The 13799-nt window shown below is 69.7% G+C and carries 15 protein-coding genes; 12 read left to right on the forward strand and 3 right to left on the reverse strand.

Annotated features, from left to right (window positions below; translation table 11 throughout):
- Positions 1–36 precede the first annotated feature (36 nt).
- The 6 genes from sufD to AC07A4_RS35475 are packed head-to-tail and all read left to right on the forward strand — an operon-like array spanning position 37 to position 4395.
- Positions 37–1221 (forward strand): Fe-S cluster assembly protein SufD, encoded by a 1185-nt coding sequence (sufD, locus tag AC07A4_RS35450; protein WP_478606970.1) that lies wholly within the window; start codon positions 37–39, stop codon positions 1219–1221.
- On the forward strand, positions 1218–1547 hold the full coding sequence (locus tag AC07A4_RS35455) for a bifunctional 3-phenylpropionate/cinnamic acid dioxygenase ferredoxin subunit (protein WP_478606972.1): 330 nt from the start codon (positions 1218–1220) through the stop codon (positions 1545–1547). The genes sufD and AC07A4_RS35455 overlap by 4 nt, the downstream gene beginning before the upstream one ends.
- Positions 1548–1554: 7 nt before the next feature.
- Positions 1555–2319, forward strand: coding sequence for a Fe-S cluster assembly ATPase SufC (sufC, locus tag AC07A4_RS35460; protein WP_478606975.1), 765 nt, complete (start codon positions 1555–1557; stop codon positions 2317–2319).
- A complete protein-coding gene (locus tag AC07A4_RS35465) occupies positions 2316–3572 on the forward strand; it encodes a cysteine desulfurase (RefSeq protein ID WP_478606977.1) in 1257 nt (418 codons plus the stop codon). Before sufC ends, AC07A4_RS35465 begins: the two co-directional genes overlap by 4 nt.
- 17 nt (positions 3573–3589) lie before the next feature.
- Positions 3590–4060 (forward strand): Fe-S cluster assembly sulfur transfer protein SufU, encoded by a 471-nt coding sequence (gene sufU / locus AC07A4_RS35470; RefSeq protein ID WP_478606979.1) that lies wholly within the window; start codon positions 3590–3592, stop codon positions 4058–4060.
- The gene (locus tag AC07A4_RS35475; RefSeq protein ID WP_030687191.1) at positions 4057–4395 is read left to right on the forward strand and encodes a metal-sulfur cluster assembly factor; all 339 of its coding nucleotides are present in this window, start codon (positions 4057–4059) and stop codon (positions 4393–4395) included. Before sufU ends, AC07A4_RS35475 begins: the two co-directional genes overlap by 4 nt.
- A gap of 339 nt (positions 4396–4734) precedes the next feature.
- Here AC07A4_RS35475 and AC07A4_RS35480 read toward each other — a convergent pair whose 3' ends face one another.
- Positions 4735–7218 (reverse strand): tetratricopeptide repeat protein, encoded by a 2484-nt coding sequence (locus tag AC07A4_RS35480; RefSeq protein ID WP_478606981.1) that lies wholly within the window; start codon positions 7216–7218, stop codon positions 4735–4737.
- Between the two features lie 527 nt (positions 7219–7745).
- Here AC07A4_RS35480 and AC07A4_RS35485 point away from each other — a divergent pair.
- The 6 genes from AC07A4_RS35485 to AC07A4_RS35510 all read left to right on the forward strand — a co-directional run bounded on the left by AC07A4_RS35485 (position 7746) and on the right by AC07A4_RS35510 (position 12297).
- Entirely contained in the window at positions 7746–8066 is a 321-nt protein-coding gene (locus AC07A4_RS35485; RefSeq protein ID WP_478606984.1) for a DMT family transporter, read from the forward strand.
- On the forward strand, positions 8066–8614 hold the full coding sequence (locus AC07A4_RS35490) for a TetR/AcrR family transcriptional regulator (protein WP_478606987.1): 549 nt from the start codon (positions 8066–8068) through the stop codon (positions 8612–8614). Before AC07A4_RS35485 ends, AC07A4_RS35490 begins: the two co-directional genes overlap by 1 nt.
- Before the next feature lie 94 nt (positions 8615–8708).
- Positions 8709–9698, forward strand: coding sequence for a 2,3,4,5-tetrahydropyridine-2,6-dicarboxylate N-succinyltransferase (dapD, locus tag AC07A4_RS35495; protein ID WP_478606989.1), 990 nt, complete (start codon positions 8709–8711; stop codon positions 9696–9698).
- An 89-nt stretch (positions 9699–9787) separates the two neighbouring features.
- The gene (locus AC07A4_RS35500) at positions 9788–10393 is read left to right on the forward strand and encodes a hypothetical protein (RefSeq protein ID WP_478606991.1); all 606 of its coding nucleotides are present in this window, start codon (positions 9788–9790) and stop codon (positions 10391–10393) included.
- A 120-nt stretch (positions 10394–10513) separates the two neighbouring features.
- On the forward strand, positions 10514–11068 hold the full coding sequence (locus tag AC07A4_RS35505) for a SigE family RNA polymerase sigma factor (protein ID WP_478606993.1): 555 nt from the start codon (positions 10514–10516) through the stop codon (positions 11066–11068).
- On the forward strand, positions 11065–12297 hold the full coding sequence (locus AC07A4_RS35510) for a WD40 repeat domain-containing protein (RefSeq protein WP_478606995.1): 1233 nt from the start codon (positions 11065–11067) through the stop codon (positions 12295–12297). The genes AC07A4_RS35505 and AC07A4_RS35510 overlap by 4 nt, the downstream gene beginning before the upstream one ends.
- Here AC07A4_RS35510 and dapA read toward each other — a convergent pair.
- Entirely contained in the window at positions 12284–13204 is a 921-nt protein-coding gene (gene dapA / locus AC07A4_RS35515; protein WP_478606997.1) for a 4-hydroxy-tetrahydrodipicolinate synthase, read from the reverse strand. The two genes, AC07A4_RS35510 and dapA, sit on opposite strands and share 14 nt — an antisense overlap.
- Before the next feature lie 105 nt (positions 13205–13309).
- Positions 13310–13771, reverse strand: coding sequence for an N-acetyltransferase family protein (locus AC07A4_RS35520; protein ID WP_478607000.1), 462 nt, complete (start codon positions 13769–13771; stop codon positions 13310–13312).
- Between the last annotated feature and the right edge of the window lie 28 nt (positions 13772–13799).

Genomic DNA, 13799 nt, shown 5'->3' on the forward strand with positions numbered 1-13799 from the left:
GATCGCAACACGCAGAGAGAGAGCACGACGACAGCCATGGCTGAGGCTCAGAACAACCCCGTGGGGTCCACCACAGCGGGCTCCATCGCGGTGGCGGCGGAGTCCACCGTCGCCACCCGGATGAGCGCCCCGCCCTCCTTCGACGTGGCGGACTTCCCGGTGCCGCACGGCCGCGAGGAGGAGTGGCGGTTCACCCCCCTGGAGCGCCTGCGCGGGCTGCACGACGGCACGGCCGTCGCGACCGGCGAGGGCGTCACGGTCGAGGTGGAGGCCCCCGAGGGCGTCACCGTCGAGACCGTCGGGCGCGACGACGCCCGGCTCGGCAAGGCGGGCACCCCGGTGGACCGCGTCGCCGCCCAGGCGTACTCGGCCTTCGAGAAGGCCTCGGTCGTCACCGTCCCCAAGGAGACGGTGCTCAGCGAGCCGATCCGCGTCGCCGTGCGCGGCGAGGGCGGCATCGCCTTCGGCCACCAGGTCATCGAGCTCGGCGCGTTCGCCGAGGCCGTCGTCGTGATCGACCACTCCGGTGACGCGGTCCTCGCCGCCAACGTGGACTACGTCCTCGGTGACGGCGCGAAGCTCACCGTCGTCTCCGTGCAGGACTGGGACGACAAGGCTGTGCACGTCGCGCAGCACAACGCGCTCGTCGGCCGCGACGCCTCCTTCAAGTCGGTCGTCGTCACCTTCGGCGGCGACGTCGTGCGCATCCACCCCCGCGTGGCCTACGCGGGCACGGGCGGCGAGGCCGAGCTGTTCGGCCTGTACTTCACGGACGCCGGGCAGCACCAGGAGCACCGCCTCCTGGTCGACCACAACGTCCCGCACTGCAAGTCCAACGTCGTCTACAAGGGCGCGCTGCAGGGCGAGGCGGCGCACGCCGTATGGATCGGCGACGTCCTCATCGAGGCCACGGCCGAGGGCACGGACACCTACGAGATGAACCGCAACCTCGTCCTCACGGACGGCGCGCGGGTCGACTCGGTGCCGAACCTGGAGATCGAGACCGGCGAGATCGTCGGCGCCGGTCACGCCTCCGCCACCGGCCGCTTCGACGACGAGCAGCTCTTCTACCTGATGGCCCGCGGCATCCCGCAGCACGAGGCCCGCCGCCTCGTGGTCCGCGGCTTCTTCGCCGAGCTGGTCCAGCAGATCGGTGTCGACGACATCGAGGAGCGGCTCATCGCGAAGATCGAAGAGGAGCTGGAGGCGTCCGTCGCATGACGTACGTACGCGCCTGTGACCTGAGCGAGCTGGAGGAGGACACCCCGAAGCGGGTGGAACTCGACGGCACGCCGGTCTCGGTCGTCCACACCGAGGGCGAGGTGTTCGCGATCCACGACATCTGCTCGCACGCGAACGTCTCCCTCTCCGAGGGCGAGGTGGAGGACTGCCAGATCGAGTGCTGGCTGCACGGCTCCGCGTTCGACCTCCGCACCGGCAAGCCGTCCGGCCTTCCCGCGACGCGCCCCGTCCCCGTATACCCCGTAAAGATCGAAGGGGGCAACGTCCTTGTCGACGTACGCGCCTCCCTCACCCAGGAGTCCTGAGGCACCCATGGCAACGCTTGAAATCCGCGACCTGCACGTGACCGTCGAGGTCGAGAACGGCACTAAGGAAATCCTCAAGGGTGTCGACCTGACCGTGAAGCAGGGCGAGACGCACGCCATCATGGGCCCGAACGGCTCCGGCAAGTCGACCCTCGCCTACTCCATCGCGGGCCACCCCAAGTACACGATCACGCAGGGCACCGTCACCCTCGACGGCGAGGACGTCCTGGCGATGGAGGTCGACGAGCGCGCCCGCGCCGGCATGTTCCTCGCCATGCAGTACCCCGTCGAGGTCCCCGGCGTCTCCGTCTCCAACTTCCTGCGCACGTCGGCGACGGCGATCCGCGGCGAGGCCCCCAAGCTGCGTACCTGGGTGAAGGAGGTCAAGGAGTCGATGGCCGGGCTCCAGATGGACCCCTCCTTCGCCGAGCGCAACGTGAACGAGGGCTTCTCCGGCGGTGAGAAGAAGCGCCACGAGATCCTGCAGATGGAGCTCCTCAAGCCGAAGATCGCGATCCTGGACGAGACCGACTCCGGCCTGGACGTCGACGCGCTGCGGGTCGTCTCCGAGGGCGTCAACCGCGTCCGTGACACGGGCGAGGTGGGCACCCTGCTCATCACGCACTACACGCGCATCCTGCGCTACATCAAGCCCGACTACGTCCACGTGTTCGCCAACGGCCGCATCGCCGAGTCCGGCGGCCCCGAGCTCGCCGACAAGCTGGAGAACGAGGGCTACGAGGCATACGTGAAGGGAGGCGCGTCCGCGTGACACAGCTGCCGGGCCTCCTCGACACCGAGGCGCTCCGCAAGGACTTCCCGATCCTGGAGCGCTCGCTCCACGACGGCAAGAAGCTCGTCTACCTGGACAACGCGGCCACCTCCCAGACCCCGCGCCAGGTCATCGACGTACTCAGCGAGTACTACGAGCAGCACAACGCCAACGTCCACCGCGGCGTGCACGTCCTCGCCGAGGAGGCCACGGCGCTGTACGAGGGCGCCCGTGACAAGGTCGCGGAGTTCATCAACGCGCCCAGCCGCGACGAGGTGATCTTCACCAAGAACGCCTCGGAATCGCTCAACCTCGTGGCCAACATGCTCGGCTGGGCCGATGAGCCCTACCGCGTGGACCACGACACCGAGATCGTCATCACGGAGATGGAGCACCACTCCAACATCGTGCCGTGGCAGCTGCTCTCGCAGCGCACGGGCGCGAAGCTGAAGTGGTTCGGCCTCACCGACGACGGCCGCCTCGACCTGTCGAACATCGACGAGGTCATCACGGAGAAGACGAAGATCGTCTCCTTTGTGCTCGTGTCGAACATCCTGGGCACGGTCAACCCGGTCGAGGCGATCGTGCGCCGCGCCCAGGAGGTCGGCGCGCTCGTCCTGATCGACGCCTCCCAGGCCGCGCCGCACATGCCGCTGGACGTGCAGGCCCTCCAGGCCGACTTCGTGGCCTTCACCGGCCACAAGATGTGCGGCCCGACGGGCATCGGCGTGCTGTGGGGCCGCCAGGAGCTCCTGGAGGACCTGCCTCCGTTCCTCGGCGGCGGCGAGATGATCGAGACGGTGTCGATGCACTCCTCGACCTACGCCCCGGCGCCGCACAAGTTCGAGGCGGGTACGCCCCCGATCGCGGGGGCCGTCGGCCTCGGCGCGGCCGTGGACTACCTCACGGCCATCGGCATGGACAAGATCGAGCGGCATGAGCACGCGATCACCGAGTACGCGGTGAAGCGCCTGCTCGAGGTCCCGGACCTGAAGATCATCGGCCCGTCCACGGCCGAGGACCGGGGCGCCGCGATCTCCTTCACGCTCGGTGACATCCACCCGCACGACGTGGGCCAGGTCCTCGACGAGCAGGGCATCGCGGTCCGGGTCGGCCACCACTGCGCCCGCCCCGTCTGCCTGCGCTACGGAATTCCCGCGACCACGCGAGCGTCGTTCTATCTGTACTCCACGCCCGGCGAGATCGACCTGCTCGTCGAGGGCCTGGAGCACGTCCGGAACTTCTTCGCCTGAGGGGCTGGCTGGGAATCGTGAAGCTGGATTCGATGTACCAGGAAGTGATCCTGGACCACTACAAGCATCCGCACGGGCGCGGCCTGCGCCCGGGTGACGCCGAGGTGCACCACGTCAACCCGACGTGCGGCGACGAGATCACGCTGCGCGTGAAGTACGACGGATCGCGCATCGAGGACGTCAGCTATGAGGGCCAGGGCTGCTCCATCAGCCAGGCCAGCGCGTCCGTCCTGAACGACCTGCTCGTCGGCAAGGACCTGGCCGAGGCGCAGAAGATCCAGGGCGTGTTCCTGGAGCTGATGCAGTCCAAGGGCAAGCTGGAGCCGGACGACGCGATGGAGGAGGTCCTGGAGGACGCGGTCGCGTTCGCCGGGGTCTCCAAGTACCCCGCCCGCGTCAAGTGTGCTCTGCTGAGCTGGATGGCGTGGAAGGACGCGACGGCGCAGGCCCTGGGGGCCGACGTCGACGCCGAGAGGAAGACCGCATGAGCGAGAACGAGACCCTCACGACCAAGCCCGCCTCGGAGGAAGAGGTCCGCGAGGCGCTGTACGACGTCGTCGACCCCGAGCTGGGCATCGACGTCGTCAACCTGGGCCTGATCTACGGCATCCACGTCGACGACGCCAACATCGCCACCATCGACATGACGCTCACCTCGGCGGCCTGCCCGCTGACCGACGTCATCGAGGACCAGGCGAAGTCCGCGACGGACGGCATCGTCAACGAGCTCCGCATCAACTGGGTGTGGATGCCGCCGTGGGGCCCGGACAAGATCACGGACGACGGCCGGGAGCAGCTGCGGGCGCTGGGCTTCAACGTCTGATTCTGCTCGGATTAGGAGCCCCCGGGTATACCACCCGGGGGCCTCGCCGTGTTCAGCGCCGCAGTGTGTGGGCGAACGTCCGGAAGGCGCTGATCCGCTGGTCTCCCCTCAGGCCGCGGAGTGCGACGAGGAAGCCAACGAGCAGGGCCAGCACACACGTGAGGGGGATGATCAGCACGAGGAGTAGTTCGACCAACGACATGTCGGACCTTTCGGGAGACCGGCGGGAGACACGTCGAGGGAAGCTCACCACATCGGCACATGTCGTGCGGCGGGCAGTACGGAAGCGGCGTTTCCGCAGGTCATGGGTAGCATTCGGAAGTTCCGGAGCGGTCCGGATCAGTGCCGAAACCCTCGGTCCGGGTTCCGTGCGTTCTCCGCTCGAAAGGGCTTGAACCAGTCGTCTGGGGCGAGGTTGGCTAGCCCCAGATGCTGGTTGAGATGGTGGTCGGGGTTCTCGATTCCCTCCATCCACGGCTCGTACAGCATCAGTACGTCGTGGTCCTCGAAGAGCAGTTCCTTGCAGCTCCACCAGTCGTAGTCGTCGGTTCGGGCCGGAATCCCCTCAGTGAACTCCTCGGCCAGCTCTGGTAGGTCCTCAGTGATTGAGGCTGCTTGCTCCAGCGCTAGGTGGAGGGCTATTTCCTCGCCTGTGCAACGTGGCAAGGGAAGTCGTCCCTCGGTAATGTCGCCGACGAGATCATCGAAGGCGCGGATCATCTGCCAGCGCCAGCCGATGCTTTGGTGCCAGGTTTGAGAAGGCAGGGCTTCAAAGACTCTCACCCAGTCGCAGGTCGTGATTGGCCTTCCCTCGATCCTTGTCAGGGCATCGGCAGCGTCGTCGGCCTCGATCTCCAGAGCGGTCTTCAGCACACGCAGAGTACGAGGGCTCGGCTGCCAGGGCGTATCGGCCTCGTCGTCTTCGCAGGGAAGGCCCAGAGGCTGGTGGTACGCCAGGGTGGGCTGATTGAAGTATGCCGCGGAAGCCGGGTCGCCGAGTTCGGCGGCGCGTACGTAGCACTTGCGGGCCTTCGCGTACTTGTCGCGCCGCTGGTAGAGATTTCCGAGGAGACGCAGAGAGAGGAGGTCGCCGTGGTCGAACGCCCGTCGGTACCAGTCCTTCGCGGTCTTTGCGTCAGCGTTCCACTTGCCCTCCTGCTCGGCCTGGTCGAACAACCTCTGCAGTGAGTCGGAGATGCGGCGGATGTATTCCTGATGGTCTTGTTCCGGAGGCAGGAACTTCCCCCGCCATTCGTTCAGAGCTCCGAGAGCGCGCATCGCGACGGAGTCTCCTGCGTCAGCGGCGATAAGGTAGAGCTTTTCGGCATCATCGAGGCGTCCTTGTGTGAAGAGGACCTGAGCGAGATTGGTGGTCGACTCGCGATGTCCTTTCCGTGCGGCTTCCAAATAGAGCCGTCCGGCCTCGGCGTAGTCCTCGCGCTGATAGGCCAGGATCCCGAAGCGGAAGAAGGCATCGGGCACCTCGGCCTCGAGCGCGAGGTTCCAGAGCCTCTCGGCTTCGTCGTGCTCCCCTTGATCCTCATGGACGTTGGCGAGTTTGGCGGCCGCGTCCATGAGGCCTGCATCGAATGCCCGGCGCCACCACTTCTCCGCCTTCTTCCGGCGGCCCTTTCGGGAGTGCCGGACTCCCAGGTTCAGCATTCCCCGCGTGTTCCCTGCCTTCGCGAGGCGTAGCCACCAAGGCTCCGCTGCCGCTTCCTTGCCTTGGTCTAGGAGGATCGACCCCACGTACAACATGGAATCGATATGCCCGTTTTCGGCGGACGGTGTGAAGGCGCGAAGCGCGAGCTGGACTTGCCCGGCGTGGTAGCACGAGAGGCCCACGCTGTAGCGCTCTTGTGCAGATGAGGCGTGTTCCACGGCTGCTTCCCGGATGGGCGTGGGTACCTCTGGGGCTTCTTGACGGAGCGAGTACATGTCGACCAGATAGTCGAAGGGGCGCCAGACTCCCTCGCCGAGGGGCATGAGCAGACGGCTGACGCCTATGGGGTCCTCAGTAGCCCAAGCTATTGCTTCGTCGAGGGACTCGGGCGAGAGGAGGGAGTTGTCCTCGCCCGCCAGGTAGCCGTGGTGCAGTGACGTCACGAGCTCGGTGGGCAAGGGGGCGCTGAGACCCGATCGGGCGAGATCGACTGCGGCGGCGACGAGGGCGTACCCCCGCGGATGCCCGCCTACGTAACGGGAGTTCTGCCACCGGTCCCACAGGGGCGGTCCTGCGGAAAGGTATTCGGCGATGCCGTAGCGCTGGTGGTGGCGCAAGGACTCCACCACGCGGGGATCCGTCTCCGCCCTGGCCCGGTCGAGTTCGGTAGGACTCCAAAGCCGGCTCACATCGATGGCCTCGACAGTCCTGAGTACGGGATCACCGATGTCGATCCTCGCGTACGCGTCGCTCCCCTTGGCCGTATGTGTGGGGCGGGAGGTGCGGCCGTTGAACGCCGAGAGGCGCATGGTGGCAAGGAGGACGGCCCGGCACTCGATCAGCTTGTGCAGAACCGCCTGGTCAAGTCGGTTGGGGCCAAGGTGGTGCTCCAACTCGTCCAGCCACAGCACGCACTGTCGGCCGCGGCTTGCGAGCTTGCGGGCATGGTCGACTGTGGAGTCCAGAGGGCTCTCTCGTCGAGGGCACAGCAAGTGGAAGTCCGGCAGAACGCGCGTCATCGCCTCGTAGGCAGCGCGGGTCTTGCCAGCGGTCGAGTCTCCCCTGAGTAGAACCAGGCCGCCGCTCTCGGCCGCGGTTTCGAGGGCGGCGTCGATAGCCGGGTCGCAGTCTCGTTTCACATATGCGGGTACCGGTGACAATCCGTCCACGCTGCGTGCTCGGCGGACACCGAGCAGAACGGGATCCGCGTGACGTACGAGGTTCCGGGTGGATGAGTCGGGCGCGGACGATGAGCCGGAGGCAGAGCCCTTCTGTGCAGCCGCGTAACGGGCTCGCCAACTCGAAGGGGCGAGCCGGTTGCGGGGTATGTCGGACAGTTCCCCGACGATCGACAGGAGGGTGGCGAGGGAGGCGAAGCTCGCCGGGCGTGCCGTGCCGTTCTGCCAACTGCTCAGTGTGGTGCGGGACAGTGGTACGTGGCGTCGTGTGCGACTCGCGTCCACGATGCGGTCCAAGGTCAGTCCCGAGGCGCGTATGAGATCGCGAATCGCTGCCCCAAGCTCCGGATATTTCGGCTCAACCATCCCTGTCCCCTGCCGTATCAGCTGTCGCGACTCATCATCGCGGAAAGGGCTGACATCGCCGAGGGGGCAGGGACTGCACTCCGGTGATGCCGTCACCGCGCAGTTGTGTACAGCCGTACGCATCGATGCGTACACTCGTACGCATGGGATACGGACTGCTGGCCGCGGCGATCGCGGCGGAGGTGGCCGGGACGACGGCCATGAAGTACAGCGAGGGGTTCAGCAGGCTGTGGCCGTCGCTGGTCACGGTGGTGGGGTACGTGCTGGCGTTCGCGTTGCTGGCGCAGACGCTCAAGACCCTGTCGGTGGGGACGGCGTACGCGATCTGGGCGGGCATCGGGACCGCCGCGGTCGCCGGCATCGGCATGGTGTTCATGGGGGAGTCGGCGAGTCTGCTCAAACTGTCCGGCATCGCGCTGGTCATCGCGGGGGTCGTCGTGCTGAATCTGGGCGGGGCCCACTGATGGGGCGCCGCTATGACCCCGAGCGGCGGCAGCGGATCATCGACGCGGCGCTGCGGGTCGCGGGCGAGAAGGGGATCGTGGGCCTCAGCCACCGGTCCGTCGCCGCCGAGGCGGATGTGCCGCTGGGCTCCATGACGTACCACTTCAAGACGCTGGACGACCTGCTTGTGGCGGCCCTGCGGCAGTCCGGCGAGGCGTACGCGAAGGCGGTCGCCGACCGGGGGCTGCTGCGGGCGCCCGGCGCGGGCCTCGCCGGGGAGCTCGCCGTGCTGCTCGGCGAGTGGCTCCGCGGGCGCTGCGAGGACGTGGAGCTGGAGTACGAGCTGTATCTGGCCGCCCTGCGCAGACCCGCCCTGAAGCCCGTCGCGGCCGAGTGGTGCGAGGGCCTCATGGCCCTGCTGCGGGAGCACACCGACGCCGCCACCGCGCGCGGGCTGAGCGCGCTGATGGACGGCATCTGCCTCCAGGTGCTGCTCGCGGGGGACGCGTACGACGAGGCCTACGCGCGCGAGATGTTCGCGCGTCTTATCGGCTCCCCGCGCGGCTGACCGCCCGCCCGCGCGGCCGGTCGGGGCGCGGGCCCTTCCGGGCGGCGAACGCCCGGTTCGCCTCTGTGCCCCCACCCCGGTTAGGTTTTCACCCATGACCGATACGACTGCTTCCCGCACCACCGGAGCCGTGGCCTCCGGGCTCGCCACCATCGCCGCCGACGGCACCGTGCTCGACACCTGGTTCCCCGCCCCCGAGCTCACCGAGGAGCCGGGCCCCGCCGGGAGCGAGCGGCTGAGCGCCGAGCGTGCCGTGGAACTGCTCGGCGAGGGCGCCGCCAAGGCGGTCGGCCCCGACGCCCGCCGCGGCGTGGAGGTCGTCGCGGTCCGCACGGTCATCTCCTCGCTCGACGAGAAGCCGCTGGACGCGCACGACGTCTACCTCCGGCTGCACCTGCTCAGCCACCGCCTGATCAAGCCGCACGGCGCGAACCTGGACGGCATGTTCGGCTTCCTCGCCAACGTCGCCTGGACCTCGCTCGGCCCCGTCGCCGTCGACGCCCTGGAGACCGTGCGCCTGCACGCCCGCGCCGAGGGCCTGCACCTCCAGGTGACCTCCGTCGACAAGTTCCCGCGCATGACCGACTACGTCGCCCCCAAGGGCGTCCGCATCGGCGACGCCGACCGCGTCCGCCTCGGCGCGCACCTCGCCGAGGGCACCACCGTGATGCACGAGGGCTTCGTGAACTTCAACGCGGGCACCCTCGGCACCTCCATGGTCGAGGGCCGCATCTCCGCCGGTGTCGTCGTCGGCGACGGCTCCGACATCGGCGGCGGCGCCTCCACCATGGGCACCCTGTCCGGCGGCGGCAACGTCCGCATCGTCATCGGCGAGCGCTGCCTGATCGGCGCCGAGGCCGGTGTCGGCATCGCGCTCGGCGACGAGTGCGTCGTCGAGGCGGGCCTGTACGTCACGGCCGGTACGCGCGTGACGATGCCCGACGGCCAGATCGTCAAGGCCCGTGAGCTCTCCGGCGCCTCGAACATCCTCTTCCGCCGCAACTCGGTCACCGGCGCGGTCGAGGCCCGGCCGAACAACGCGGTGTGGGGCGGCCTGAACGACGTACTGCACAGCCACAACTGACCGTCACGGTCCCGCACGAAAAGGGCGCCCCTCCGCACCGGAGGGGCGCCCTTCGCGCGTATGCTGCGCGAAACGGAGGGGAGATCAACATGAACAGAGCGGGAACGAAGGCCTTGGTGTCGGCGGGCGCGGCGGTGGCCCTGCTGCTCGCAGGGGGCGGGTCGAGCGTGGCCGGCGGGCCGAGCGTGGCCAAGGACGCGAGCGCGAAGCCCAAGGGGAGCCACAGCTACAAGCTCCAGCACACCGACATCGACTACGGCGGCGACAAGACGAGCTTCGAGTCGCAGGTGAAGCTCGCGGACGGCCGCCGCGTCGCCATGCACTACCGGGACAAGAAGGGCCTGTACGTCCAGGACTACAGCCCCAAGGCGCGCGGCTGGTCCAAGCCCAAGAACGTCTACCGCACCAAGACCGACGTCTGCCAGGGCATCACGCTCAAGGCCCGCGCCGGGACCGTCGCGGCGATCGCCGACTGGGCGAGGTGGTGCTACGACGGCGAGCCCCCGCAGGAGTCGCTCGCCGCCGTCGCCACGGGACGTCTGACGAAGTGGGACCGTCATCTCACCCGGGGCTTCGACGGCTGGATCAAGGCCGAGATCACCAAGAGCGGCAAGCAGGTCACGTTCAAGCGCTACGCGCACCAGCTGAAGTGGACCAAGGCGAAGGGCTTCCCCAAGAACCCGCTCTCGGACTGACGTCCGGCCACCGCACCGCATCCGAGGACCCGCGTCGCAGCACAGGCATAGCGACGCGGGTCCTCGCACGTCATCCACAGCAGAGGGGGCAGTGAGGCCGCCGGAGAAGAGAAGGTGACGATGGATGCCGAGAGCCAGGACCGCTTCCGGGAGTTCGTGGAGAGCAGATCGTCGGCCCTGCTGAGAACCGCCGTGCTGCTGTGCGGCGGCGACCGGCACGCCGCCGAGGACCAGTTGCAGACGGCCCTGGTGAAGGTCGCGGGCCGGTGGAGCGGGATCGAGGACCCGGAGGCGTACGTCCGGCAGGTCCTCTACCGCCAGCAGGTCAGCCGGTGGCGTCTGAAGTGGCCGCGCCGCGAGGTGGCCGTCGCCGAGCCGCCGGAGCGGCCGGGCGACGGCGGCGAGGGCGCGGCGGAACTGCGCGTCGTGATGCGCGGCGCGCTCGCCCGGCTCACCCCGCGCCAGCGCTCCGTCCTCGTGCTGCGGTACTTCGAGGACCTGCCGGAGGCCGACGTGGCCCGCATCCTCGGCTGCACCGTCGGCACCGTCCGCAGCACCACGCACCGCTCCCTGGCCCGGCTGCGCGACCTCGCGCCGGAGCTCGCGGCCCTCGGCCCCGCCGCTGCCGCCGCCGTCCCGTCCCGTGACATCTCGCCTGTGGAGGTACGTCCGTGAACGTCGAACAGCTGGTGCGCGAGGCGCTCCAGGAAGAGGCCGCCCGGGGCGGACCCGCGCGAGCCGACCTCGCCGACCGCGTCCTGACCGCGCGGCGGCGCCGCACCCGGCGCGGCATCGGAGGGGCCGCGGCCGCGGTGGCGGCCCTGATCGCCGCGGTCGTGGTGGTGCCGGGCGCGGGCTCCGACGAGGCGGCGGCGAGCCCGGCCAGCGAGTCGATCAACGGCGACGTGGTCGGGCACCCCGACCAGTCGCCGCCGCGCGAGCTGATCGCGGCCGGGAACACCGCGGTGTCCGGGTACTACACCTCGCGCAGGGTCAAGAAGCCCGGCGGCGACGAGCTGTTCGTCCGCCAGTACCACCTGCTGAACCAGAAGACCGGCAGGTACCAGAAGGCCGACGCCAAGTGGGCGTGGGTCGACGTGGCGCCCGGCATGCGCACCGCCGCCGTGCTGCAGGGTGAACTGCCCGCCCGGCGCGTCGGCCTGCTCGACCTGATGACGGGGAAGGTGGAGCGCTGGATCGACACGAAGAAGCCCGTCGCGGGCGTCGAGTGGTCCCCCGACGGCAAGCGCCTCGTCGCCACCGCCTACAGCAAGAACCCGGACCGCCTCATCAACCTGCCCGACGACCACGAGGCCAACGACGCCCAGCGGCACGGCAGCCGCACCGGCTTCTACGTGATCGACGCCGGTTCCGGCGAGGTCGGGCCCTTCCGGCCGCTGCCGCAGCCGAAGCCGGGCCCGTGGGGCGGCTACGACGGGAACGCGCGGGAGGACGTCCGCTGGGGCCGCGCCGGGGAGCAGTTGTACGTCGAGCGGCTCACCGTCTCCGACGGCAAGTCCGACGGCCGCCTCTGGTACACCACGTCCGGCGTGAAGACCCGGGTGCCCGCGGGGGAGCGGTTCGGCGGCTGGTCGGTGGCCGGTCTCTCGCCCGACGGCAAGCACGTCGCCGTGGACGGCGACGTCAAGGGCTCGCCGCTGCTCGACCCGAAGACCGGCAAGCCGGTCGGCAAGGTCCCCGGCATGCAGCCGCTCGCCTGGGCCGACGCCAAGCGCCTCGTCGCCATCGGCTGTGACCCGGCCAAGTGCTCGGGCAAGAACGAGTTCCGCAACCAGCTGATCCTGGTGCACGTCGGAAGCAAGAAGGTCGTGCCGCTGAGCGGCTTCCGCAAGGCGTCCGACAGCTACGGCGGCCGCTGGGTGCCGATGCTCAGCTCGCGCTGAGCGCCCCGGGACCCATCAGGTCCTCGTACGCCGCCCGCAGCCCGTCGGCCGCATCCCGGCCGGCGGGCCGCAGCGGCGCCCTGACCCCGCCCGCGGGCAGCCCGAGCGCGCCGAGCAGGGCCTTCGCGGTGACGGCGCCGGGCAGGCCGGAGTCCATCATCAGCTGGATCAGCGGCGTGGCCCGCAGCTGCGCGCGGGCCGCGCCCGCGGTGTCGCCCGCGTCGAACAGGTCGAGGATCTCCCGCATCGGCCCGGGCACCACGTTGGCGACCGTGCTGACGCAGCCCGCGCCGCCGAGCGCGTACAGCGGAAGGGCGTACTCGTCGCAGCCCGCGTAGTAGGCGAGGTCCGTGCGCGCGAGGACACCGGCGGTGCCGAGCATGTCGTACGCGCAGTCCTTCACCGCCACGACCCGCGGGTGCTCCGCGAGCCGCAGCATCGTCTCCGGCTCGATGCGCGTGCCGGTGCGGCCCGGGATGTCGTACAGCATCACGGGCAGCCCGCTGGCGTCGGCGACCGCCCGGAAGTGCTCCTCGACCGCGTCCTGCGGGGGCTTGCTGTAGTACGGCGTGACCGTCAACAGGCCGTCCGCGCCCGCCTTCTCGGCCTCGCGGGCCAGCTCGACGGCGTGCCGCGTGTCGTTGCTGCCGACGCCCGCGACCAGCGCGACGCGGTCCCCGACCGCCTCGCGGACGGCCCGCACCAGGGCGGCCTTCTCCGCGTCGGACGTCGTCGGGGACTCCCCGGTCGTGCCGGAGAGGACGAGCCCCTCGCAGCCGTTCGCCACCAGGTGGGCGGCCAGGTGCCCGGCGCCGTCGAGGTCGAGGGCGCCGTCCGGCGCGAAGGGCGTGACCATGGCGCACAGCGCGCGGCCGAACGGGGCGTGAGGAGCGAGAGGTGCCGTCATGGGGACAGTGTCGGCGCACCCCGTCGTGTAGCTCCACTTAAATCTTCTACGGGGTATGCGTCAGGAACGCTACGAGATGGGGGTGTTGGGCGCCCGGCCCCCGGCTCACAGCGGCAGCTTGAACCCGTCGTGGCTGGGGGTGAACCCCAGCGAGGCGTAGAAGCGGTGCGCGTCCGCGCGCCGCTTGTCGCTGGTGAGCTGGACGAGCGCGCAGCCGCGGGCGCGGGCCCTGGCCACCGCCCGCTCCATCAGGATCCGGCCGAGCCCGCCGCCGCGCCGGTCCGCGCGGACCCGGACGGCCTCGATGAGGGCCCGCTCCGCGCCGTGCTTGCCGAGCCCCGGGACGTACGTCGCCTGGAGGCTGGCGAGCACCGTGCCGTGGCCGTCGTCCAGGACGAGGACCTCGTTGCGGGGGTCCGCCTCGATCGCGGCGAAGGCGCGCTCGTAGGCGGCGTCCACGACGACGTCCGCCGGGTCCACCACCCGCTCCTCGTCGGCCAGCAGGGCGAGGACGGCGGGCAGGTCGGCGCGGGTGGCGGGGCGCAGGCGCGGGGTGGGACGGGGCATGGCCGGAGTGTGACACGGGGCGCCGACG

The sequence above is a fragment of the Streptomyces sp. NPDC043996 genome (assembly GCF_056435225.1).

Excerpts from the sequence above, each read along its gene's own strand:
- sufD (WP_478606970.1), top strand. The coding sequence starts at position 37 with ATGGCTGAGGCTCAGAACAACCCCGTGGGGTCCACCACAGCGGGCTCC.
- AC07A4_RS35455 (WP_478606972.1), top strand. The coding sequence starts at position 1,218 with ATGACGTACGTACGCGCCTGTGACCTGAGCGAGCTGGAGGAGGACACC.
- sufC (WP_478606975.1), top strand. The coding sequence starts at position 1,555 with ATGGCAACGCTTGAAATCCGCGACCTGCACGTGACCGTCGAGGTCGAG.
- AC07A4_RS35475 (WP_030687191.1), top strand. The coding sequence starts at position 4,057 with ATGAGCGAGAACGAGACCCTCACGACCAAGCCCGCCTCGGAGGAAGAG.
- AC07A4_RS35485 (WP_478606984.1), top strand. The coding sequence starts at position 7,746 with ATGGGATACGGACTGCTGGCCGCGGCGATCGCGGCGGAGGTGGCCGGG.
- AC07A4_RS35490 (WP_478606987.1), top strand. The coding sequence starts at position 8,066 with ATGGGGCGCCGCTATGACCCCGAGCGGCGGCAGCGGATCATCGACGCG.
- dapD (WP_478606989.1), top strand. The coding sequence starts at position 8,709 with ATGACCGATACGACTGCTTCCCGCACCACCGGAGCCGTGGCCTCCGGG.
- AC07A4_RS35500 (WP_478606991.1), top strand. The coding sequence starts at position 9,788 with ATGAACAGAGCGGGAACGAAGGCCTTGGTGTCGGCGGGCGCGGCGGTG.
- AC07A4_RS35505 (WP_478606993.1), top strand. The coding sequence starts at position 10,514 with ATGGATGCCGAGAGCCAGGACCGCTTCCGGGAGTTCGTGGAGAGCAGA.
- dapA (WP_478606997.1), bottom strand. The coding sequence starts at position 13,204 with ATGACGGCACCTCTCGCTCCTCACGCCCCGTTCGGCCGCGCGCTGTGC.
- AC07A4_RS35520 (WP_478607000.1), bottom strand. The coding sequence starts at position 13,771 with ATGCCCCGTCCCACCCCGCGCCTGCGCCCCGCCACCCGCGCCGACCTG.